This is a genomic window from Kitasatospora sp. NPDC096204, assembly GCF_044763205.1.
Lineage (GTDB): Bacteria > Actinomycetota > Actinomycetes > Streptomycetales > Streptomycetaceae > Kitasatospora.
Map to the genome: position 1 here is coordinate 23,683 of NZ_JBIWFT010000003.1, position 20,554 is coordinate 44,236.

A 20,554-nucleotide genomic window follows, 5' to 3' on the forward strand; every position below is an offset into this window, starting at 1 on the left:
GCCCGAACGCCCGGAGGGGGAGACGCCCGTTCGCGGCGTCTCCCCCTCCGGAGCTCCTTCGGCACCGTCGTGGTGCCGGACCGTCAGCATTCGGGCCGACGCACGGGGCGCCGCTGGAAGCGGGCGGCCACCGGGCGCTGCCGCAGTCGGCGGGCCTCCTTGGCCTCGCGCACCAGGCGCTCGTGCTCGGCGCGGGCCACGAGCTCGTGGGCCTGTTGCTGGAAGGTCTGGTACTCGATCATTTCCGGTTCCCCCTCGGGTTCTCACTCCGTCTTGCTGACAGGTAAGAGCTTCCTCCGCCAGTGGGGGGTGCCGCATCGGGAGCCTGCCGCATCTTCCGGGGCCCAGCTGCCTTAGATCGGTCGCCAAGAAAGGTTTAAGGCCCCGCCTCACCTAGATACATAGGTGAGGCGGGGCCTTAGGCCTTACTTAGAGGGCCTTAGATGCCTTAGATGCCTTAGGAAGGCAGGCTTGACAGCCCAGGCGATGCTCAGGCGGAGACGCCCAGCTTCTCCAGGATCAGGTCCTTCACCCGGGCGGCGTCGGCCTGGCCACGGGTCGCCTTCATGACCGCGCCCACCAGCGCGCCCACGGCCTGGACCTTGCCGTCGCGGATCTTGGCGGCGATCGCCTCGTTCTCGGCGATGGCCTGGTCGACGGCGGCGCCCAGCGCGGAGTCGTCCGAGACCACGGCCAGGCCGCGCTTCTCGACGATCTCGTCCGGCTCGCCCTCGCCGGCCAGCACGCCCTCGATGACCTGGCGGGCCAGCTTGTCGTTCAGCTTGCCCTCGGCGACCAGCGCGGCGACCCGGGCGACCTGCACCGGGGTGATCGGCTGCTCGCTCAGCTCGGTGCCGGTCTCGTTGGCGCGGCGGGCCAGCTCGCCCATCCACCACTTGCGGGCCTGGTCGGCCGGGGCACCGGCCGCGATGGTCTCCTGGATCGGGCCCACCGCACCGGCGTTGAGCACCGACTGCATGTCCTTGTCGGACAGGCCCCACTCGGCCTGCAGCCGGGCGCGGCGCACCCGCGGCAGCTCGGGCAGGGCGGCGCGCAGCTCCTCGACCCACTCGCGGGCGGGGGCCACCGGCACCAGGTCCGGCTCGGGGAAGTAGCGGTAGTCCTCGGCGTTGTCCTTGATGCGGCCCGAGGTGGTGGTGCCGTTGTCCTCGTGGAAGTGGCGGGTCTCCTGGATGATGGTGCCGCCGTCGGTCAGCACCGTCGCGTGCCGCTGGATCTCGAACCGGGCGGCCCGCTCCACGCTGCGCAGCGAGTTGACGTTCTTGGTCTCCGAGCGGGTGCCGAAGGTCTCGGTGCCGTTCGGGCGCAGCGACAGGTTGACGTCGCAGCGCATCTGGCCCTTGTCCATCCGGGCCTCGGAGACGTCGAGCGAGCGGATGACCTCGCGCAGCTCGGCGACGTACGCCTTGGCGACCTCGGGGGCGCGCTCGCCGGCGCCGACGATCGGCTTGGTGACGATCTCGATCAGCGGGATGCCGGCCCGGTTGTAGTCGAGCAGCGAGTGGGTGGCGCCGTGGATGCGGCCGGTGGCCCCGCCGACGTGGCTGGACTTGCCGGTGTCCTCCTCCATGTGGGCGCGCTCGATCTCCACCCGGAAGGTCGAGCCGTCCTCCAGCTGCACATCGAGGTAGCCGTTGAAGGCGATCGGCTCGTCGTACTGCGAGGTCTGGAAGTTCTTGGGCATGTCCGGGTAGAAGTAGTTCTTCCGCGCGAACCGGCACCACTCGGCGATCTCGCAGTTCAGCGCCAGGCCGATCTTGACGGCCGACTCCACGCCGACCGCGTTGACCACCGGCAGCGAACCCGGCAGGCCCAGGCAGGTCGGGCAGGTCTGGCTGTTCGGCTCGGCACCCAGCTCGGTCGAGCAACCGCAGAACATCTTGGTCTTGGTACCCAGCTCGACGTGGACCTCAAGGCCCATCACCGGGTCGTACGACGCGAGAGCGTCCTCGTAGGAGACCAGGTTCATGACGCTCACAGCGTCCCTTCTCACTTGAAGCTTGGGAGGTACGGGCCCGGCCGCCGCATCGCGCGGGGCCGGGCCGGGGCGCTCAGCTCGGCTCAGCCCAGCAGCACGTCGTCGGAGCCCAGCCGGCGCAGCTCGCGCACCAGCAGGGCCGTGCCGGTGACCAGCGCGGCCGCGCCGACCAGGGCGTTGACCAGCTTGAGGGTGTCGCTCTCCTCGCGGGCCCTGCGGACGTCCTTGACGACGGAGATCGCGCCGAACGCGCTGGTGCCGATGGACAGCCACAGGCCGGGCTTGCTGTGCTTGAAGCCCTTGAGCGACGTGGACTGGGCCTTGGCCTTCTCGATCTTGCTCACAGTGCCGGTGCCTCCTCCAGCAGGGTGTGCCCCCACTTGTCGTTGAGCGCGGCCTCGACGGCACCGCCCACGCGGTACAGGCGGTCGTCCGCCATCGCGGGTGCGATGATCTGCAGGCCGACCGGGAGATTGTCCTCCGGCGCCAGGCCGACCGGCAGCGACATGGCCGCGTTGCCCGCGAGGTTCGACGGAATCGTGCACAGGTCGGCCAGGTACATCGCCATCGGGTCGTCGGCGCGCTCGCCGATCGGGAAGGCGGTGGTCGGCGTGGTCGGCGAGACCAGGACGTCCACGCCCGCGAAGGCGGCGTCGAAGTCGCGCGAGATGAGCGTGCGGACCTTCTGGGCCGAGCCGTAGTAGGCGTCGTAGTAGCCCGAGGACAGCGCGTAGGTGCCCAGGATGATGCGGCGCTTGACCTCGGGGCCGAAGCCGGCCTCGCGGGTCAGGGAGGTGACCTCCTCGGCCGAGCGGCTGCCGTCGTCGCCGACCCGCAGGCCGTAGCGCATCGCGTCGAAGCGGGCCAGGTTGGAGGAGCACTCGCTCGGCGCGATCAGGTAGTACGCCGGCAGCGCCAGGGTGAACGACGGGCAGGAGACCTCGACGACCTCGGCGCCCAGCTCGCGCAGCAGCTCCACCGACTCGTTGAAGCGCTGCATCACGCCGGCCTGGTAGCCCTCGCCGGCGAACTCCTTGACGACGCCGATCCGCATGCCGCGGATGTCGCGCATCTTCGCCGCCTCGACCACGGCCGGGACGGGCGCGTCGATCGAGGTGGAGTCCAGCGGGTCGTGCCCGGCGATGGCCTCGTGCAGCAGGGCCGCGTCCAGCACGGTGCGGGCGCACGGGCCGCCCTGGTCCAGGCTGCTGGAGAACGCCACCAGGCCGTAGCGGGACACCGAGCCGTAGGTCGGCTTGACGCCGACGGTGCCGGTGACGGCGCCGGGCTGGCGGATCGAGCCGCCGGTGTCGGTGCCGATCGCCAGCGGGGCCTCGAAGGCGGCCAGCGCGGCGGCCGAACCGCCGCCGGAGCCGCCGGGGATGCGGGAGAGGTCCCACGGGTTGCCGGTCACGCCGTACGCGGAGTTCTCGGTGGAGGAGCCCATCGCGAACTCGTCCATGTTGGTCTTGCCGAGGATGACGACGTCGGCGGCCTTGAGACGGCTCGTCAGCGTGGCGTCGTACGGCGGGATCCAGCCCTCGAGCATCTTCGAACCACAGGTGGTCGGGATGCCCTTGGTGGTGAAGACGTCCTTGAGCGCGAGCGGGACGCCGGCCAGCGGGCCCAGCTCCTCGCCCCTGGCGCGCTTCTCGTCGACGGCCCTGGCCGCGGCCAGCGCGCCCTCGGTGTCGACGTGCAGGAAGGCGTTGACCTTCTGGTCGACGGCCTCGATGCGGTCCAGGTGGGCCTGCGCGACCTCGACGGCGGACACCTCGCCCTTGGCGACGGCGCTCGCGGTCTCGGCGGCGGTGAAACGGATCAGCTCGGTCATCTCGGTCAGTCCTCCCCGAGGATCTGCGGCACACGGAAACGCTGCTCCTCGGCGGCGGGGGCGCCGGACAGCGCCTGCTCCGGGGTGAGCGACGGCCGCACCTCGTCCGCACGCATGACGTTGGTCAGCGGCAGCGGGTGGGAGGTCGGCGGGACGTCCTGTCCGGCGACCTCGGAAACGCGGGCGACCGCGCCGATGATCACGTCGAGCTGCTCGGCGAAGTGGTCCAGCTCTTCGGGCTTCAGCTCAAGACGCGACAGCCGGGCGAGGTGGGCGACCTCCTCGCGCGTGATGCCAGGCATGCAGCGATCCTCAGGGTGAGTTCTGGTGAGACCCGGCGGTGCCTTGCGGGCGGTGCCGGGCCCGGGCAGGAGCAGCCGGGTTCGGCGCTCCGTCCTCGTGGTCTTTGGACCCCATCCTATGGGGCCCGTCCCCCACCCCGGCCAACGAGTGAGCCGAGGCGCCCGTCACCGGTCGCCCACCGGGTCGCCCACCGGGCCGTCCACCGGTCGCTCCACCCGTTCGTCCACCGCCTCCGCCACCGGTCCGTCCACCGGTCGCCGTCACCGCCGGACGGCGGCGTCCGGCGGGCGCTGCTGCGGCTGCGGGAGGGCGGCGGCGCACCCCTGCTGCTCGACCTCCCGGTGCGCGGCCTGCACCATCTGCGCCACCGGCGGCAGCGGGGGCGGCGTGACCGGCGGCCGGACGGGCGGGAGCGTCGGCGGCAGCACCGGCGGCCCGGCCGGCTGGGCGACCGGCTTGGCGCCCTGGCCCGGCCGGAAGCCGGCGTGCAGCTGGGGCGGCACGCCGAGCCGCTCCACCGGCGGGGCGCCGGTGCGGTGCACCCGCAGCCAGGCGGTGGCCTGCTCGGCCGGCAGCGCGGCCGACACCAGCCAGCCCTGGACGGCGTCCACGCCCATGCAGTGCAGCCGCTCCCAGGTCTCGTCGTCCTCGACGCCCTCGGCGACCACCGTCAGGCCCAGCGAGTGGGCGAGCTCCACCGAGCACCGGACCACGGCCGCGTCGTGGTCGTCGGCGACCATCCGGGAGACGAAGGAGCGGTCGATCTTCAGCTCGCCGACCGGCAGGCTGCGCAGCCGTACCAGCGAGGAGTGCCCGGTGCCGAAGTCGTCCAGGGACATCCCGACGCCGTAGCCGCGCAGCTCGGCCAGGGTGTCGGCGGCCCGCCGGGAGTCGTCCAGCAGCAGCCGCTCGGTGATCTCCAGCTGGAGCGCGTGGGCCGGCACCTGGTGGCGCACCAGGTGGCCGGCCACCCGCTGGGCGAAGCCCGGGTTGAGCACGTCGCGCGGCGAGACGTTGACCGCGACCTGCACCTGGAGGCCCTGGTCGCGCCAGTACGCGAGCTGGCCGACGGCGGCCTCCAGCACGTAGTCGGTGAGCCGGGGCATCAGTCCGCTGGACTCGGCGAGCCCGACGAACTCGTCCGGCGAGACCTTCCCCTGGCCGGGCCGCTCCCAGCGCAGCAGCGCCTCCAGGCCGACCACCCGGCCGTCGAAGGCCACCTTCGGCTGGTAGTGCAGCTGCACCTCCCCGGTCTCCAGCGCCCGGCGCAGGTCCCCCAGCAGTCCGATCCGGTACGGCGTGTCGGCGTCCTGGGTCTCGTCGTACTGGGCCACGCCGCTGCACCCGCGCTGGGCGTGGCCCATCGCGACGTCGGCCCGGCGCAGCAGCGCCTCGGCGTCCTGGGCGTGCTGCGGGTAGACGCAGACGCCGGCGCTGGCCTCCAGGACGAGCAGCAGCCCGTCCAGCCGGATCGGGGCGGCCAGTTCGGCGATCAGCGCCTTGGCGACCCGCTCCAGGCTGTCCGGGCAGTTGATGCCGGGCAGCAGGACGGCGAACTCGTCGCCGCCCATCCGGGCCACCATCGGGCGGCCGCGGCGGTAGTGCCGGGGCAGCCCGGCGAAGACGTCGTCGATGGACTCCCGGGTGGCGCTGCCGGCCGGGCCGCCGGAGCGCAGGGCCCGGTGCAGCCGGCGGGAGATGTGAACCAGCAGCCGGTCACCAGCCGTATGACCGAGTGTGTCGTTGAGTGATCGGAAGCGATCGAGGTCGAGCAGGATGAGACCGACGCTATAGCCCTGCTCACACTCCGCGATCGCCTCCTGGGCGGCCAGCAGCAGGGCCTGACGGTTGGGCAGATCCGTCAGCGGGTCGCTCAGCTGGTCCCGGGCCCGGTCCCGGGCGATCCGCCAGGCCGCCACCAGCACCGCCAGGGGCACGGCGAACAGCGGCAGCAACTCGGGTTCGTACCGGTAGACCAGGACGGCCAGCGGGATGAGCGGCGCTGCTCCGGCCAGCAGCACGCCGAGCAGCAGGACCGCACCCGCCACCCCCTGCGGCGGGCGTGTGGGCGCACCGCCGGTCGTACGATCCATAAGCCCTGTCCTCCGTCGGGCCCGCCCCCGTCAGGCCGCCGTACGGTGAGGCACCGTGCCGGTACCGACAGCTGCCGGGCATGGAGCGACCCCCGGGAGCACCGGCCCAGCCGGTGCCCCCACCCCTGCTGACACTCTGTTGCGCTCCAGGGTATGCCGGGCTGCACCCGGTGGGCAGACTTTCGGACAACCGGAAACGCGCCACCACACTCGGGTGTCACACAGTGACACAATGCCCGCTTTCACTGTGTGGCACCCGGTGACGCTGCATCAGGACGATAACAACACCGATCCGGTCACGGACCGCTCGGGTCGGCTCGGGATCAGTCCTCGACGGGCTTCTTCTCCGCCTCCACGGCCCCCTCCGGCTCCGGAAGTCCCAGGTGGGCACGGGCGGCGGCCGGCCCGTCGGCGAGCAGCACGGCGAACCCGGCGTCGTCCAGGACGGGCAGGCCGAGCTGAACGGCCTTGTCGTACTTGGACCCTGGGTTGTCACCGGCGACCACGAAATCGGTCTTCTTCGAAACCGAACCGGTCACCTTCGCTCCGCGCGTGGTCAGCGCCTCCTTGGCGCCGTCCCGGGTGTGGCCGGCCAGGGTGCCGGTCACCACCACGGTCAGGCCCTCCAGCGGGCGCTCCGCCTCGTCCTCGTCGGCGAACTCCTCGGTGAAGCGGACGCCGGCGGCGCGCCACTTCTCCAGGATCTCCCGGTGCCAGTCGACCTGGTACCACTCCCTGATCGAGCGGGCGATGGTCGGGCCGACCCCCTCCGCGGCGGCCAGTTCCTCCTCGGTGGCCGCGAAGATCCGGTCCAGGTCGCGGAACTCCCGGGCCAGCACCTGCGCCGCGACCGGGCCGACGTGTCGGATGGACAGCCCGTTGAGGTAGCGCCAGAGCGGCCGGTCCTTGGCCTTGTCGAGGTTCTCCAGCAGCAGCCCGGTGGTCTTCTTCGCCGCGCCCGTGGTGGTCGCGAAGAAGAACACCTCCTTCTCCTCGCCGGTGACGTCGTCCAGCTTCGGCATGCCCGTCTTCTGGTCGCGCACCAGCACCTTGATCGGCAGGAGCTGCTCCTCGGACAGCCCGAAGATGTCCCCCTCGTTCCGCACCGGCGCCTCGGCCGGCTCCAGCGGCTGGGTCAGCGCGGTGGCCGCGACGTAGCCGAGCCCCTCGATGTCCAGGCAGGACCGGCCGCCGAGGAAGGCGATCCGCTCCCGGATCTGGGCCGGGCAGAACTGCGCGTTCGGGCAGCGCAGATCGATGTCCCCCTCGGACATCGGCCGCAGCTCGGTGCCGCACTCCGGGCAGTGCGAGGGCATCACGAAGGCCTGCTCGGTGCCGTCCCGCAGGTCGTACACCGGGCCGAGGATCTCCGGGATGACGTCGCCGGCCTTGCGCAGCACGATGGTGTCGCCGAGCAGCACGTCCTTGGCCTTGACGACGTCCTGGTTGTGCAGCGTCGCGTACTGCACCATCGAGCCGGCCACCTTCACCGGCTCGGCCAGCACCGCGTACGGGGTGGCCCGGCCGGTGCGGCCGACGCCGACCTTGATCTCGGCCAGCGTCCCGGTGACCTCCTCCGGCGGGTACTTCCAGGCGATCGCCCAGCGCGGGGACTTGGAGGTGGCGCCGAGCCGGCCCTGCAGGGCGATCTCGTCCACCTTGACGACCACGCCGTCGATCTCGTGCTCGACCGAGTGCCGCTGCTCGCCGAACTGCTTGATGAAGGCCCGCACCTCGGCGAGCGTCCCCACCACCTTGTTGTGCCGGGCGGTCGGCAGACCCCAGTCGTGCAGCAACCGGTAGGCGTGCGACTGGTTGTCGATGTCGAAGCCGACCCGGGCGCCGATGCCGTGCACCACCATGTGCAGCGGGCGGGAGGCGGTGACGTGCGGGTCCTTCTGGCGCAGCGAACCGGCGGCGGCGTTGCGGGGGTTCATGAACAGCCGGATCATCGCCCGGGGCCGCTTGCCCTCCTTGGCGCGCTCCTCGTTCTCCTGCCGGCGGCGCTCGTTCTCCTCCGCGAAGGACGCGTTGAGCGCGTCGAAGGCCTCGGTCGGGAAGTAGACCTCGCCGCGGATCTCCACCAGCTCCGGGATGTTCTCGCCCTTGAGCTGGTGCGGGATCTCCCTGATGGTGCGGACGTTGGCGGTGATGTCCTCGCCGACCCGGCCGTCGCCGCGCGTCGCCGCCTGCACCAACTGGCCGTTCTCGTAGGTGAGGTTGACGGCCAGGCCGTCCACCTTGAGCTCGCACAGGTAGTGGTAGTCGATGCCGTGCAGCTCGGTGGCGACCCGCTCGGCCCAGGCGGCCAGCTCCTCGTCGTCCATCGCGTTGTCCAGGCTGAGCAGCCGCTCGCGGTGCTCGACCTCGGCGAACAGCCCGGTGGCGGCCCCGCCGACCTTCTGGCTCGGCGAGTCCGGGGTGACCAGGGCCGGGTGCTCGGCCTCGATCGCCTCCAGCTCCCGCATCAGCGCGTCGAACTCGGCGTCGCTGACGACCGGCGCGTCCTGCTCGTAGTACCGGGCCCGGTGGTCGGTGATCTCCTTCGACAGCTCGGCGTGCCGCCTGCGCACCTCCGCCGGGACGTCCTCCCAGCCCTCGACAGCCGTCACCGCAAGCCTCCTACGTTCTCATTCCGGGTTGTCCACCAGGCTCTGCGCCGCCCGCACCGCGGACGACAGCGCCCTGCGCGCGTACGCCGGGGAGGCCCCGGCCAGCCCGCAGGTCGGCGTCACCAGTACGCGACGGCCCAGCAGCTCCGGGGCGAACCCGAGCCTGCGCCACAGGGTCCTGACCCCCTGGACACTACCGGCAGGGTCGGACACTGCCTGGTCAGTGGCGGGGACGACACCAGCGAGGATCATCGTGCCGCCCTCCACGGCCTCGCCGAGGTCGTCGTCCTGGCGCTCGGTGAGGAGGGAGAAGTCGAGGGAGATCCCGGCGACCCCGGCCCGTCGCAGCAGCGGAACCGGGACGTCCGGCGCGCAGCTGTGCACCACCACGGGCGCGTCCACACCGCGGACGGTCTCCCGCAGGACCTCCTCGGCGACCTGCCGGTCGACGGCGCGCAGCCGCTGGAAGCCGCTGGCGGTCTTCACCGACCCGGCCAGCACGGCGGGCAGCGAGGGCTCGTCCAGCTGCAGCACGACCTCGGCACCGGGCACCCGCTTGCGGACGTCCGCGAGATGGCGGCGCAGGCCCTCGGTGAGCGAGCCGGCGATGTCGCGGCAGGCGCCGGGGTCGGAGAGCGCCTTCTCGCCGTACTTGAGCTCGATGCTCGCGGCGAGCGTCCAGGGGCCGACGGCCTGGACCTTGAGCGCGCCCTGGTAGCCCTGGGTGAACTCCTCCAGCGCGTCCAGGTCCTCGCCGAGCCAGGAGTGGGCGCGCCGGGTGTCCCGGCCGGGGCGGTCGGTGAACCGCCAGCCGCTCGGCTCGGTCTGCGCGAACAGCTCGACCAGCAGGCCGGCGCCGCGGCCGATCATGTCGGCGCCCGGCCCGCGCGCGGGCAGCTCGGGCAGGAACGGCAGGTACTCCAGGGCACCGGTGGAGGTCTTGGCGGCCTCCCGGGCGTCGGTGCCGGGCAGCGAGCCGACGCCGGTGGCGGCGCCGCGCAGGTCGGGGAAGGGGTGTGGGGTGCTCACCCGCCCGAGCCTACTCAGTCGGACGGCCCCGGCTGAACGCGTGGGAAGTCGGCCGGGCCGACTTCCCACGCGGCGGCCTACCGCCCGGGGCGGACGGTGATGTCGGTGATCTCCGCGTCCCGCGAGGCGTCCAGGGCGGCGAGGATCGCCTTGACGACGGACTGCGGCTCGATCCAGCGGTCGGCGTCGTACTCCTTGCCCTCCTGCTGGTGCACCTTGACCTGCATCGCGGTGGCGGTGCGGCCGGGGTAGACGGAGGTGACCCGGACCCCGTTGGCGTGCTCCTCCTGGCGCAGCGAGTCGGCGAGCGCCTTCAGGCCGTGCTTGCTGGCCGCGTAGGCCGACCACTCGGCGTGGGCGTTCAGGCCGGCGCCGGAGTTGACGAACAGGACGTGACCCTTGGCGAGCCGCAGGGACGGCAGCAGCAGCCGGGTGAGCTCGGCGGGGGCGATCAGGTTGACGTTGAGCGTCTCCTGCCAGGCCTTCGGGGTCAGGTCGCCGACCGTGCCGAGTTCGACCATGCCCGCGACGTGCAGCAGCGAGTCCAGCCGGACGGGCAGCTGCTGGTGCCCGAGGGCCCAGGACAGCTTGCCCGGGTCCCCCAGGTCGCCCGCCAGGGTCTTCGCCCCGGGGAAGCGCTCCCGCAGCGCGGCGGCCCGACGGGCGTCGCGGGCCAGCAGCCAGAGCTCGTCCCCGCGCTCGGCGAGCTTCTCGGTCAGGACGGCGCCGATGCCGGAGCCGGCGCCGGTGATCAGATGTGCAGCCATGGTCTTGATCTAATCAGGCCTTGAGCTGGGCGAAGACCTCGGCGGGCGTGTCCGCGAAGGTGATCAGCTCGGCGAGCGGGCGGGGCAGGAAGCCCTCGGCGTCCATCCGCTCCATCTGGGTGCGCAGGCCCGCGTAGAAGCCCTCGGTGTCCAGGACGACCACCGGCTTGTCGAAGCGGCCGTGCTTCTTGAGCTCCAGCACCTCGGTGACCTCGTCCATGGTGCCCAGCCCGCCGACCAGCACGACGATCGCGTCCGCCCGCGAGGCCAACTCCGCCTTGCGCTCGGAGAGGTCGGCGGTCCACACCAGCTCGTCGGCGCCGACGTACGCCTTGTGCCGCAGCATCTCGACCATCACCCCGACGGTCCGGCCGCCGGCGGCCTTCACCTCGTCGGCGAGGAGGCCCATCAGCCCGGCGTTCGAGCCGCCCCAGACAAGGGTGTGCCCGCCCTCCCCGAGGAGCCGGGCGAACTCCGCGGCGGGAGCGGAGTAGCGGTCGTCGAGGGAGTACGCGGAGCAGAAGACACAGATATTCATGATGTCGTCTGGTCTATCACGCCCCGCGGCACCACTTCACCGGCATTACGGTCCGGCGGCCTACGAACACGGCAGGTCGAGGACCATCACGTCGTGCCGGGCGGCACCCTCCCACGGGATCGCCGCGCCGACGCGCCGGTAGCCCCAGGCCCGGTAGGAGGCCTGGGCCGCAGTCGCTTCTGGTCGGCTGTTCAGCATCACCCGCTCGTTGTCGAGCCCTTCGACGAGGGTGCGGTGCATGCAGGTGGCAATGCCCCGGCGACGCCAGGGAGGCCGGACGGCCAGCTCGAAGAGACCGAAGGTGCGCCGGCCGTCCTCATGACGGAGGTCGTCGGGGACGGGATCGATCAAGGTGCCCCACCACCCGGTGTCGGCCGAGAGCGGATAGCCGTACGCCATGCCGACGACGGTGTCGCCATCGAAGGCGACCGCTGCCCGGAACCCCCGCCGCCGCGCCTGCGAACGGAACCGCCGAAACGCCCGCGCCACGTCATCCGGCCCGTCGCCATACGGAGGCTCCGCGAACGCCTCGGCGAACACCTCCCGCAACTGGCCTTCCAGGGCTGCCGTCCGCTCACCGGTCAGGGCGAAAGTCCTCACCGAAGCGTGCCCCTAACGTCGACAGACGAGAATTCCACCCAAGCAGGTGATCTTGAATGAGCCCTGGTTCGAGATGGCCTCAACAGCGATCTCACGTGCCCTGTGCACAGTCTCCTGAAACGGGACGCCACACTGTTCGGCCCACGCCTCATAGGAAGCCAGATGAGCAACCAGCGGGGCCGGATCACGGAGTTCGATGATCCCGGGCAGTTCCCGGATCCGGACCCCGCCGAACGCCGCCCCGAGATAGTCGGCTGCCTTCTCCAGGGAGAAGCGTGCGCTGAGGGAGACCCGCGGCGGCCCCTCAGGGATACCCAGAACGTCGCCGGCCGCCCTCCTCCAGAGCTGGTCGAGTTCGTGCTTGTCGGTGTCACTGTTGGTGGAGGCGAGGAGCACACCGTCCGGGCGCAGGACCCGGGCGAGATCCTTGATCGTGGCCTCGATGTCACCCACGTGGTATAGCATGTGCAGGGCCAGCACGGCGTCGGCGCTGTCATCCGCGAAGGGCAACGACTGGGCGTCGGCGACCAGCACCGGCTTCTCCACCTCGGCGAGGATGCCCGCCGAGATGTCCACCCCCACGACTCGAAGGTCCGGACGGTCCTGGCGCAGCCGGTCGGTGAACTTGCCGTTCCCACAGCCGATGTCGAGCACGGTGCCGGTGGTGCCGGCCAGTTCTTCGAGGACGATTCCCGGCATGTCGTAGTGCGGCTGCTGCCATCGGTAGATCGACTGGCGAGCGGCCAGGTGCCGCCCGTCGGCGTAAGCACTTTGGGCAAGTACTGCCCTGTCGGTGACTGCAGCGTCCTGCTGCGCGGTGTTGCTCGTCATGCAGCTGACTCCGAACGGCTCGTGAGGGCAGGCGACAACTCAAGATCAGCGGGGCTCTCGATGCCCGGCGGCCTGCTCGACGAGCAGGCCGCCGGGTCAGAGCAGGTGCCGGCCGTCGTGGGCGCGCAGGGCCGGTGTCGTGTCGTCCCGGAGCGCATCCAGCACGCGCACGGCGCAAACGTCGGCCATCAGGTCGGAGACCTCGGCCGGGGTGAGCCAGGCCACTTCGGCTGACTCGTCCGAGAGTTGTTCGGCGCCGCCCTCCGGTCGGCAGCGGAAGACCAGCGCGACGATTCCGCGGCTCATGTTCTTGTACACGCCGGTCAGCCGCTCCACGCCGACCTTGATCCCGGTCTCCTCGTAGACCTCCCGGCGCACGCCGTCCTCGACGGCCTCCGCCAGTTCGAGGACCCCACCCGGCGGCTCCCAAGTCCCGTTGTCGACTCGGCGGATCGCCAACACCCGCCCGTCCTCACGGACCACTACCCCGGCGACGGACACCGAGTGGAGCGCGGCTCGCCCAGCGCTGTCACTCACGGACCGGACCGTCCTTCTGCCGCAGCGCCGGGCGAAGCAGATCGAGGACGTGAGTCCAGTTGTACTTGTCGCGGCCGCCGCCGGACTTGGGCTTGTGCGGTACGTAGTCGCCGATCAGGACGCCCATCGAGCGGAGGCGGGCCAGGCTCTCCGGGTAGGCCGGTGGGCGGCCGCGATCAACTCGCCCACTCCGTCGGCGATCCCAGAGGCGCAGACGACGATGCAGAGGAACGACTCCCGGTGCTCGGTCAATCCGAACTCCCAACCCCTAGCGGAAGCGATGCTCCGGTGCGCTTCCACCGCCACCTTCGGCGAGTATCGTCCGCAGTGGTCGCTACGAACGGAGTCTCCGTATGCCCAGGCACACCTCCGAGCACACCGGCGAACGCATCGCCCAGTATCGCAAGCTTCGCCACCTGACGCAGCGTGAACTGGCTGCTCGCGCACACATTTCGTACAGCATGCTCACGAAGGTCGAGCAGGGAGCCAAGCCGGCCACACCCGCCGTGCTCGCCGCAGTCGCGCGGGTCCTCTCCGTGCAGACCGTCGACCTCACCGGCCAGCCGTACCTGACCGAGCTGCGGCAGGACGAGCTCGATGTGCTGATCCAGCCGATCCGCGAAGCACTCGACCTGTACGACCTCGGAGCCGACCCCGATGTCGCCGCCCGCCCGATGAGCGAACTCCACACCAATGCTGAACAGTTGTGTGCCCTGGTCCGCGAGACACGCATCAAGGACGCTGCCCGCGCGCTGCCTGCCCTGATTGCCGAGGCGACGACGGCCGCACACCTGGCGCCCTCCGAGAAGGCGTGGCAGGTGCTGGCCAGCACCTATCGCACGGCCTATGACATCACCACGAAGCTGGGTTTCGCAGATCTGTGCGTGGTGGCCCTGGACCGGATGGCCTGGGCGGCCGAGCGCGGATCCGACCCGGTGCTCGCGGGAGTTCGCCAGTATCTCCGCTCGCTGGTCTACCTGCGCTCGGGCCAGTACGAGATGGGGGAGCGACTCGTCGCGGTCGGCGCCCACACCCTCGAACAGGCAGACTCCGGACGAGTCCGGGACGTGGCGGTGGGCCAACTCCACCTCGGCGCGGCTGTCCTGGCCGCACGATCCGGGGATGGCGACACGGCCGCAGGACACATCTCGGAGGCGGCGCGGATCGCCGAGATCACGGGCGAGGCCACACGGGTGCACTGGCTCTCGTTCGGTCCGACCAATGTGGCCGTGCACCAGGTGGCGACGCTCTCCGAGCAGTACCGCTACGCGGAAGCCGTACGGGCCGCAGAGCAGATCCAGATGCCTGCGGAGTGGCCGGCTTCACGGATCGCCGCCCACATCGCCGAGGTGGCCCGAGCCCAGCTGTGGATCGGCCGCTCCGACGAGTCGCTGAAGTCCTTGCAGCACGCACGGGAACTCGCACCCCAGCAGATGCGCTACCACCCGATGGTGCGGGAGACGGTCGCCGGGCTCGTCTCCGCACGCCGGTCGACGCCGGGCACGCTCAGCAGCATGGCGCACTGGGTCGGCATCTGATCATCACTTATTGGAGCCGGACTATCACCAGAGAGTGACAGTCCGGCTCTCCTGCTGTGGCGATGCTCTCCGTAGCGAGATGACTACGCCAAGGAGAAGTACTGATGACCCTCCTCTCCAACGTCGCGAGGGGCAACGCCGCCCTCCCGCCCCCGGAGCCGGCGACCATCTGCCTTCCCTACCTGCCGGAATCGGTGGGCGTTGCCCGCCGCTTCGTCTCCGGCAAGCTGCGGGAGTGGGGGCTGGACGACCTCGTGGACGACGCCTCTGTGGTCGTCAGTGAACTCGCCACCAACGCTCTCAAGACCGGCTGCCAAACCCGCATGGTCATTGCCGTGCGCCGCCCCGCCTCCCGCACCCTCCGCATCCTCGTCGGGGACGGCTCCCGTGCGATGCCGGTGCTGGTCAAGTCCCCGCCCGGAGCCACCTCCGGGCGGGGACTCTCCATGATCCACCGGCTCACCGACGGCCGGTGGGGTGTCACGCCCCTCCCCTTCGGCAAGGTCGTTCACGCCGACCTCTCGACACCCCACTGACCCCGCCCGCCCGCGCCGCCGGGCCGGCGGCGCGGGCGGGACCACCAACCCCACCTCTCCCCACGCGAAGGAGCACCGCCATGCCCAGCCGCGAACCGAAGCCTCCCCCTTCCAGACCGCCGCACCCGCCCACGCCCAGGCCGCCGGACCGGTAGCCACCAACCACCAAGGAGCACCCATGACATGGGGAACCGACAAGCCCAGCGACGGCAAGCACGGCGGCAAGAAGGACCCGGGCACCACCAAGCCCTCCCCCGACAGCGCCCGCCCCGCACCTGAGCCGAAGCACCAGAAGAAGGACGAGAACAACAAGTGACGCATCGACCGGAGCAGGCCGCGAACAGCGCCCTGCTCCGGGCCGTCGAGGCTTCCCTCGACGGCCCGGTCCCCCGCGAGTGGCAGGCGGCCATCACCGCCGTCCCCCGCCACCACTTCCTCCCCCACCGCATCTGGCTGCAGAACCCCCAAGGCGACTACGAGCCCTGCGACCTCTCCACCGACCACGACCGCTGGTTCGAGGCCGCCTACGCCGACGTCCCGATCGTCACCCAGGTCAACGACGGCGACCCGCCCCCCGACCCCGCCGACGCCTGGCCGTCCTCCTCCGCCTCCGCCCCCTCCATCGTCGTCCGCATGCTCAGCGACCTCGACGTCCGCCCCGGCATGAACGTTCTGGAGATCGGCACCGGCACCGGCTGGAACGCCGCTCTCCTGGCCCACCGTCTCGGCGCCGGCCACGTCGCCTCCGTCGAGGTCGACTCCGACATCGCCCGTACGGCCTGGGCGTCCCTCAACGCATCGGGCCGCAACGTCGAGGTGATCTGCGGGGACGGCGCCGACGGCTGGCCCCTCCGCCAGCCCTACGACCGGGTCGTCTCCACCTGCTCCGTCCGCCGCGTCCCGTGGGCCTGGATCGAGCAGACCCGCCCCGGCGGCACCGTCCTCACCCCCTGGGACAACCCCATGCTCTGCTGGGGCCTGCTCAAGCTCACCGTCGAACCCGGCCGGGCCCTCGGCCGGTTCAGCCCGCACTCCGCCTTCATGCTCATGCGCGGCCAGCGGCAGGACCTGCGGATCTTCCGCGACGTCGTCCGTGACGAACACGTTCCGGACGAGTCCCGGACAACGCTCTCCCCGCACGACATCACCGGCGACAACTGGGAGGCCCGGTTCGCCCTCGGCCTGCACCTCGGCGACGCCTGGACCGCCTGGAACGCCGACGACGACCGGCTCTGGGTCGCGACCACCGACACCCGCTCCTGGGCCGCCGTCGACACCGACGGCGACCACCCCACCGTCTGGCAGTACGGCCCGCGCCGCCTCTGGAACGAGGTCGAGGCCGCCCACCGCTGGTGGGAGGAGCACGGCTGCCCCGGCCCCGAGCGCTTCGGGCTGACCGTCACCGAGGAAGCACAGTGGGCCTGGCTGGACCGGCCCGCCCAGGTGCTCCCGCTCAGGCGGTGACGGCCGGACGCTCCGTCGTGGCGATGGTGGCCGAGCCGACGACCCGGGTGCCGTCGTACAGCACCACGGCCTGGCCGGGGGCGATGCCCCGCACCGGGGTGTCCAGCCGGACCCGCAGCTCGCCGTCGACCACCGAGGCGCTCACCGGCACCTCCTCGCCGTGGGCCCGCAGCTGGGCGGTGTAGCGGCCGTCGGCCAGCGCTTCGGTGCCGCACCAGCGGGGGCGGATGGCGGTCAGCCCGGTGACGTCGAGGCCCTCGACCGGGCCGACCGTCACGGTGTTGTTCACCGGGGAGATGTCCAGGACGTACCGCGGCTTGCCGTCGGCCGCCGGGCGGCCGATCCGCAGGCCCTTGCGCTGGCCGATGGTGAAGCCGTACGCACCGTCGTGCTCGCCGAGCTTGGTGCCGTCGACGTCGAGGATGTCGCCGGTCGCGGTGCCGAGGTGCTTGGCCAGGAAGCCCTGGGTGTCGCCGTCGGCGATGAAGCAGATGTCGTGGCTGTCGGGCTTCTTCGCGACGGCCAGACCGCGGCGCTCGGCCTCCTCGCGGATGGCTTCCTTGGTGGTGTCGCCGAGCGGGAAGAGCGAGTGGGCGAGCTGGTCGGCGTCGAGGACGCCGAGCACGTAGGACTGGTCCTTGGCGGCGTCGACGGCGCGGTGCAGCTCGCGCGAGCCGTCGGGCAGGTCGACGATCCGGGCGTAGTGGCCGGTGCAGACGGCGTCGAAGCCCAGCGCGATCGCCTTGTCCAGCAGCGCCGCGAACTTGATCTTCTCGTTGCAGCGCAGGCACGGGTTGGGGGTGCGCCCGGCCGCGTACTCGGCGACGAAGTCGTCGATCACGTCCTCGCGGAAGCGCTCGGCCAGGTCCCAGACGTAGAAGGGGATGCCGATCACGTCGGCCGCCCGCCAGGCGTCCCGGGAGTCCTCGATGGTGCAGCAGCCGCGGGCGCCGGTCCGGAAGGACTGCGGGTTGGCGGAGAGCGCCAGGTGGACGCCGGTCACCTCGTGCCCGGCTTCGACGGCGCGGGCGGCGGCGACGGCGGAGTCGACTCCGCCGGACATCGCCGCGAGCACGCGCAGGCGGCCGGTGGACGGAGTGGTCGGGGCACCAGGGAAGTCAGTCATGGTGACTACAAGCGTACGGGGCTCCCGTACATGCCCTACCGCCGGACCGAGGCCAGCCCCGCGTTGCGCGCCCGCTGCACCGCGGGCCCGATGGCCTGCGCCAGCGCCGTGACGTCCTCCCGCACCGAGGTGTGCCCGAGCGAGAACCGCAGCGAGGCGCGCGCCAGCAGCGGGTCGACGCCCATCGCGAGCAGCACGTGGCTGGGCTGCGGCACCCCGGCCGAGCAGGCCGAGCCGGTGGAGCACTCGATGCCCTGGGCGTCCAGCAGCATCAGCAGCGCGTCGCCCTCGCAGCCGGGGAAGGAGAAGTGCGCGTTGGCGGGCAGCCGGCCCTCGGCCGTCGGGTCGCCGTTGAGGATCGCGTCCGGGACGGCGGCCAGCACCGAGGCCACCAGCTCGTCGCGCAGCGCGCCCAGCGTGACGGCGTGCTCGGCCCGCCGCTCCACGGCGAGCGCCGCGGCGGCCGCGAAGCCGGCCGCGCCGGGGGCGTCCAGGGTGCCGGAGCGCACGTCGCGCTCCTGCCCGCCGCCGTGCAGCAGCGGTACGGGCGAGGCGCCCCGGGAGAGCAGCAGCGCGCCGATGCCGAACGGGCCGCCGATCTTGTGCCCGGTGACGGTGAGCGCGGTGAGGCCGGACTCGGCGAAGGAGACCGGGACCTGACCGAGCGCCTGCACCGCGTCGGCGTGCACCGGGATGCCGTACTCGGCCGCCACGGCGGTCAGTTCGCGCACCGGCTGGACGGTGCCGACCTCGTTGTTGGCCCACATCACGGTGACCAGCGCCACGGCGGCCGGATCCCGTTCGATCGCCTCGCGCAGCGCCTCGGGGTGCACCCGCCCGTACTCGTCCACCGGCAGGTACTCGACGTCGGCGCCCTCGTGCTCGGAGAGCCAGTGCACCGCGTCCAGCACCGCGTGGTGCTCGACCGGGCTGCACAGCACCCGGGTGCGGGCCGGGTCGGCGTCCCGGCGGGCCCAGTACAGGCCCTTGACCGCCAGGTTGTCGGACTCGGTGCCGCCGCCGGTGAACACGATCTCGCTGGGGCGGGCGCCCAGCGAATCGGCCAGCGATTCCCGGGACTCCTCGACCACCCGGCGGGCCCGGCGGCCGGCCGCGTGCAGGGCCGAGGCGTTGCCGACCACCCCCAGGTGCGCCGTCATCGCGGCGATCGCCTCGGGCAGCATCGGCGTGGTCGCCGCATGGTCCAGGTATGGCATAACCATCCGATTGTAGAGCGCCCCGTGGCGCGCTCCTCCAGCCCTACGGACCGATCAGGCCACCGGCCGCGAACGCCCCTGGCCGGGGCCGGCGCACCGCTGCCGGACGGCCGCGTCCGGCACGGGTTTGCACCACTGCGCCACCCAGCGGTTAGCCTGACGCCACCAGTCAGCCGGATCCACGGGAAACGCCATGTCGCAGTCGGTCGACCGCGCGCTGACCCTGCTCGACGCACTCGGCGACGCGCCGCTCTCGCTGGAGCAGGCAGCCAGCAGCCTCGGGGTGCACAAGTCCACCGCCCTGCGGCTGCTGCGCACCCTGGAGGAGCACGGCTTCGCCCGCCGCCAGCCGGACCGGCGCTACCGGATCGGCGGCCGGGTGCTCTCCCTGGCCCACCGCGCGCTGGAGGACTTCGACGTCCGGCAGGTCGCCGCGCCGTACCTGGCCGCGCTCAACGCCCGCTGCGGCTACACCGTCAGGCTGGCCGTGCTGCACGACGGCGAGGTGCTCTACCTGGACGAGGTGGCCGGGCCGCCGGGTGCCGAGCCGTCCCGGATCGGGCGCCGGGCCCCGGTCGACGGGACGGCGGTCGGCCGGGTGCTGCTCGCCGGCCTGTCCGCGGACGGCGAGCGCGAGGAGCCCGAGCTGGCGGCGGTGCGCCGCCGGGGCTGGGCGGCCGAGTCCTTCGAGCACCGGGAGCCGGTGACCTGCGTGGCCGCGCCGGTCGCGGGCAGCGGTGGGCGGACGGTGGCGGCCTGCGCGCTGAGCGCCCCGGCGAGCGAGGTGCCGCCGGCCGAACTGGCCCGGATGGTGCCGGAACTGCTCTGCACCGCCGAGGCGATCTCGCTCGCGTACGGCGGCTCGCCTACTCCTCGCTGGTGCGAGAACCGTTGCGGTGCCACGCCCGCGGGGCACGCCAGCCGTACTTCAGCGCGAGCATCCGCAGCCCGAAGGCGGTGAGCGCGGCCGCGGTGCCGGTCACGCCGGTGAGCCGGTTCGCGCCGATCAGCAGCGCGACCACGGTGGCGCCGACCAGGGCCGGGACGGCGTAGATCTCGCGGTCCCAGCGCAGCAGCGAGGGGATCTCCCCGGCCAGGACGTCGCGGATCACGCCGCCGCCGGCCGCGGTCACCATGCCGAGCGCGATCGCCGCGACCGCGCCGAGGCCGTAGTCGTGCGCCTTGGCGGTGCCGGTCACGCAGAACAGCCCGAGCCCGAGCGCGTCCAGGGTCTGCACGGCCCGGTTGATCCGCTCGACCTCCGGGTGCAGGAAGAACACCACCAGTCCGGCGGCGAGCGGGGTCAGGAAGTAGCCGAGGTTGGTGAACGCGGCGACCGGGGTCGCGCCGATGACCAGGTCGCGCATCACCCCGCCGCCGAGGGCGGTGGCCTCGGCCAGTACACAGATTCCGAAGATGTCCATGTTCTTGCGGACGGCGAGCAGGCCCCCGGAGAGGGCGAAGACGAAGATGCCGACGAGGTCCAGCGACTGCTGCACGTCGGACGGGAAGAGCTGGGATGTCACCGTC

The 20,554-nt window shown here is 72.0% G+C and carries 22 protein-coding genes; 5 read left to right on the plus strand and 17 right to left on the minus strand.

Annotation, left to right across the window (positions count from 1 at the left end):
• Window positions 1-83 precede the first annotated feature (83 nt).
• The 14 genes from ACIQ87_RS03585 to ACIQ87_RS03650 form a co-directional block, all read right to left on the minus strand.
• Window positions 84-242 (minus strand): hypothetical protein, encoded by a 159-nt coding sequence (locus ACIQ87_RS03585; RefSeq protein ID WP_158077676.1) that lies wholly within the window; start codon window positions 240-242, stop codon window positions 84-86.
• A 248-nt stretch (window positions 243-490) separates the two neighbouring features.
• Window positions 491-1,999 (minus strand): Asp-tRNA(Asn)/Glu-tRNA(Gln) amidotransferase subunit GatB, encoded by a 1,509-nt coding sequence (gene gatB, locus ACIQ87_RS03590; RefSeq protein ID WP_402400962.1) that lies wholly within the window; start codon window positions 1,997-1,999, stop codon window positions 491-493.
• Window positions 2,000-2,082: 83 nt separating this feature from the next.
• A complete protein-coding gene (locus ACIQ87_RS03595; protein ID WP_392872845.1) occupies window positions 2,083-2,343 on the minus strand; it encodes a hypothetical protein in 261 nt (86 codons plus the stop codon).
• A complete protein-coding gene (gene gatA, locus ACIQ87_RS03600) occupies window positions 2,340-3,833 on the minus strand; it encodes an Asp-tRNA(Asn)/Glu-tRNA(Gln) amidotransferase subunit GatA (RefSeq protein ID WP_402400965.1) in 1,494 nt (497 codons plus the stop codon). Before gatA ends, ACIQ87_RS03595 begins: the two co-directional genes overlap by 4 nt.
• 5 nt (window positions 3,834-3,838) lie before the next feature.
• The gene (gene gatC / locus ACIQ87_RS03605; RefSeq protein WP_030057414.1) at window positions 3,839-4,135 is read right to left on the minus strand and encodes an Asp-tRNA(Asn)/Glu-tRNA(Gln) amidotransferase subunit GatC; all 297 of its coding nucleotides are present in this window, start codon (window positions 4,133-4,135) and stop codon (window positions 3,839-3,841) included.
• 261 nt (window positions 4,136-4,396) lie between these two features.
• Window positions 4,397-6,229: a putative bifunctional diguanylate cyclase/phosphodiesterase gene (locus ACIQ87_RS03610; protein ID WP_402400967.1), complete on the minus strand. Its 1,833-nt coding sequence runs from the start codon at window positions 6,227-6,229 to the stop codon at window positions 4,397-4,399.
• Between the two features lie 323 nt (window positions 6,230-6,552).
• Complete coding sequence (gene ligA, locus ACIQ87_RS03615; protein WP_402400969.1) at window positions 6,553-8,841, minus strand: NAD-dependent DNA ligase LigA; 2,289 nt, start codon at window positions 8,839-8,841, stop codon at window positions 6,553-6,555.
• Between the two features lie 18 nt (window positions 8,842-8,859).
• Window positions 8,860-9,870, minus strand: a complete 1,011-nt coding sequence (locus ACIQ87_RS03620; protein ID WP_402400971.1) for a methionine synthase — start codon at window positions 9,868-9,870, stop codon at window positions 8,860-8,862.
• A 77-nt stretch (window positions 9,871-9,947) separates the two neighbouring features.
• Window positions 9,948-10,637 (minus strand): SDR family oxidoreductase, encoded by a 690-nt coding sequence (locus ACIQ87_RS03625; RefSeq protein WP_402400974.1) that lies wholly within the window; start codon window positions 10,635-10,637, stop codon window positions 9,948-9,950.
• 13 nt (window positions 10,638-10,650) lie between these two features.
• A complete protein-coding gene (locus ACIQ87_RS03630; protein ID WP_402400977.1) occupies window positions 10,651-11,175 on the minus strand; it encodes a TIGR00730 family Rossman fold protein in 525 nt (174 codons plus the stop codon).
• A gap of 60 nt (window positions 11,176-11,235) precedes the next feature.
• Window positions 11,236-11,775 carry a GNAT family N-acetyltransferase gene (locus ACIQ87_RS03635; protein WP_402400980.1) on the minus strand — a complete coding sequence of 180 codons (540 nt, stop codon included), beginning with the start codon at window positions 11,773-11,775 and terminating at the stop codon, window positions 11,236-11,238.
• Window positions 11,776-11,787: 12 nt separating this feature from the next.
• Entirely contained in the window at window positions 11,788-12,606 is an 819-nt protein-coding gene (locus ACIQ87_RS03640) for a class I SAM-dependent methyltransferase (protein WP_402400983.1), read from the minus strand.
• A gap of 96 nt (window positions 12,607-12,702) precedes the next feature.
• Window positions 12,703-13,143 (minus strand): NUDIX hydrolase, encoded by a 441-nt coding sequence (locus ACIQ87_RS03645; RefSeq protein ID WP_402400986.1) that lies wholly within the window; start codon window positions 13,141-13,143, stop codon window positions 12,703-12,705.
• Window positions 13,136-13,270 (minus strand): hypothetical protein, encoded by a 135-nt coding sequence (locus tag ACIQ87_RS03650; RefSeq protein ID WP_402400989.1) that lies wholly within the window; start codon window positions 13,268-13,270, stop codon window positions 13,136-13,138. Before ACIQ87_RS03650 ends, ACIQ87_RS03645 begins: the two co-directional genes overlap by 8 nt.
• Before the next feature lie 226 nt (window positions 13,271-13,496).
• Here ACIQ87_RS03650 and ACIQ87_RS03655 point away from each other — a divergent pair, with 226 nt between their 5' ends.
• The 4 genes from ACIQ87_RS03655 (at window position 13,497) to ACIQ87_RS03670 (ending at window position 16,681) form a co-directional block, all read left to right on the plus strand.
• Entirely contained in the window at window positions 13,497-14,681 is a 1,185-nt protein-coding gene (locus ACIQ87_RS03655; RefSeq protein WP_402400991.1) for a helix-turn-helix domain-containing protein, read from the plus strand.
• A gap of 104 nt (window positions 14,682-14,785) precedes the next feature.
• Window positions 14,786-15,217 (plus strand): ATP-binding protein, encoded by a 432-nt coding sequence (locus ACIQ87_RS03660; RefSeq protein ID WP_402400993.1) that lies wholly within the window; start codon window positions 14,786-14,788, stop codon window positions 15,215-15,217.
• 178 nt (window positions 15,218-15,395) lie between these two features.
• A complete protein-coding gene (locus tag ACIQ87_RS03665) occupies window positions 15,396-15,533 on the plus strand; it encodes a hypothetical protein (protein ID WP_402400995.1) in 138 nt (45 codons plus the stop codon).
• Window positions 15,530-16,681 (plus strand): methyltransferase domain-containing protein, encoded by a 1,152-nt coding sequence (locus ACIQ87_RS03670; protein ID WP_402400998.1) that lies wholly within the window; start codon window positions 15,530-15,532, stop codon window positions 16,679-16,681. The genes ACIQ87_RS03665 and ACIQ87_RS03670 overlap by 4 nt, the downstream gene beginning before the upstream one ends.
• Here ACIQ87_RS03670 and mnmA read toward each other — a convergent pair.
• Window positions 16,671-17,807 carry a tRNA 2-thiouridine(34) synthase MnmA gene (gene mnmA, locus ACIQ87_RS03675; RefSeq protein ID WP_392872879.1) on the minus strand — a complete coding sequence of 379 codons (1,137 nt, stop codon included), beginning with the start codon at window positions 17,805-17,807 and terminating at the stop codon, window positions 16,671-16,673. The two genes, ACIQ87_RS03670 and mnmA, sit on opposite strands and share 11 nt — an antisense overlap.
• 35 nt (window positions 17,808-17,842) lie before the next feature.
• The gene (locus ACIQ87_RS03680) at window positions 17,843-19,024 is read right to left on the minus strand and encodes a cysteine desulfurase family protein (RefSeq protein WP_402401002.1); all 1,182 of its coding nucleotides are present in this window, start codon (window positions 19,022-19,024) and stop codon (window positions 17,843-17,845) included.
• A 193-nt stretch (window positions 19,025-19,217) separates the two neighbouring features.
• Here ACIQ87_RS03680 and ACIQ87_RS03685 point away from each other — a divergent pair, with 193 nt between their 5' ends.
• A complete protein-coding gene (locus tag ACIQ87_RS03685; RefSeq protein ID WP_402401005.1) occupies window positions 19,218-19,985 on the plus strand; it encodes an IclR family transcriptional regulator in 768 nt (255 codons plus the stop codon).
• On the opposite strand, the gene ACIQ87_RS03690 is transcribed toward ACIQ87_RS03685, so the two are convergent.
• Complete coding sequence (locus ACIQ87_RS03690) at window positions 19,891-20,550, minus strand: trimeric intracellular cation channel family protein (protein WP_402401008.1); 660 nt, start codon at window positions 20,548-20,550, stop codon at window positions 19,891-19,893. The two genes, ACIQ87_RS03685 and ACIQ87_RS03690, sit on opposite strands and share 95 nt — an antisense overlap.
• Window positions 20,551-20,554 lie beyond the last annotated feature (4 nt).

What these genes read in the sequence shown, in the direction of transcription:
- gatA (WP_402400965.1), bottom strand. Translation starts at nt 3,833, where the DNA reads ATGACCGAGCTGATCCGTTTCACCGCCGCCGAGACCGCGAGCGCCGTC.
- ACIQ87_RS03625 (WP_402400974.1), bottom strand. Translation starts at nt 10,637, where the DNA reads ATGGCTGCACATCTGATCACCGGCGCCGGCTCCGGCATCGGCGCCGTC.
- ACIQ87_RS03665 (WP_402400995.1), top strand. Translation starts at nt 15,396, where the DNA reads ATGACATGGGGAACCGACAAGCCCAGCGACGGCAAGCACGGCGGCAAG.
- ACIQ87_RS03585 (WP_158077676.1), bottom strand. Translation starts at nt 242, where the DNA reads ATGATCGAGTACCAGACCTTCCAGCAACAGGCCCACGAGCTCGTGGCC.
- ACIQ87_RS03655 (WP_402400991.1), top strand. Translation starts at nt 13,497, where the DNA reads ATGCCCAGGCACACCTCCGAGCACACCGGCGAACGCATCGCCCAGTAT.
- ACIQ87_RS03610 (WP_402400967.1), bottom strand. Translation starts at nt 6,229, where the DNA reads ATGGATCGTACGACCGGCGGTGCGCCCACACGCCCGCCGCAGGGGGTG.
- ACIQ87_RS03650 (WP_402400989.1), bottom strand. Translation starts at nt 13,270, where the DNA reads ATGGGCGTCCTGATCGGCGACTACGTACCGCACAAGCCCAAGTCCGGC.
- ACIQ87_RS03685 (WP_402401005.1), top strand. Translation starts at nt 19,218, where the DNA reads ATGTCGCAGTCGGTCGACCGCGCGCTGACCCTGCTCGACGCACTCGGC.
- ACIQ87_RS03630 (WP_402400977.1), bottom strand. Translation starts at nt 11,175, where the DNA reads ATGAATATCTGTGTCTTCTGCTCCGCGTACTCCCTCGACGACCGCTAC.
- mnmA (WP_392872879.1), bottom strand. Translation starts at nt 17,807, where the DNA reads ATGACTGACTTCCCTGGTGCCCCGACCACTCCGTCCACCGGCCGCCTG.
- ACIQ87_RS03640 (WP_402400983.1), bottom strand. Translation starts at nt 12,606, where the DNA reads ATGACGAGCAACACCGCGCAGCAGGACGCTGCAGTCACCGACAGGGCA.
- ACIQ87_RS03680 (WP_402401002.1), bottom strand. Translation starts at nt 19,024, where the DNA reads ATGCCATACCTGGACCATGCGGCGACCACGCCGATGCTGCCCGAGGCG.
- gatC (WP_030057414.1), bottom strand. Translation starts at nt 4,135, where the DNA reads ATGCCTGGCATCACGCGCGAGGAGGTCGCCCACCTCGCCCGGCTGTCG.
- ACIQ87_RS03660 (WP_402400993.1), top strand. Translation starts at nt 14,786, where the DNA reads ATGACCCTCCTCTCCAACGTCGCGAGGGGCAACGCCGCCCTCCCGCCC.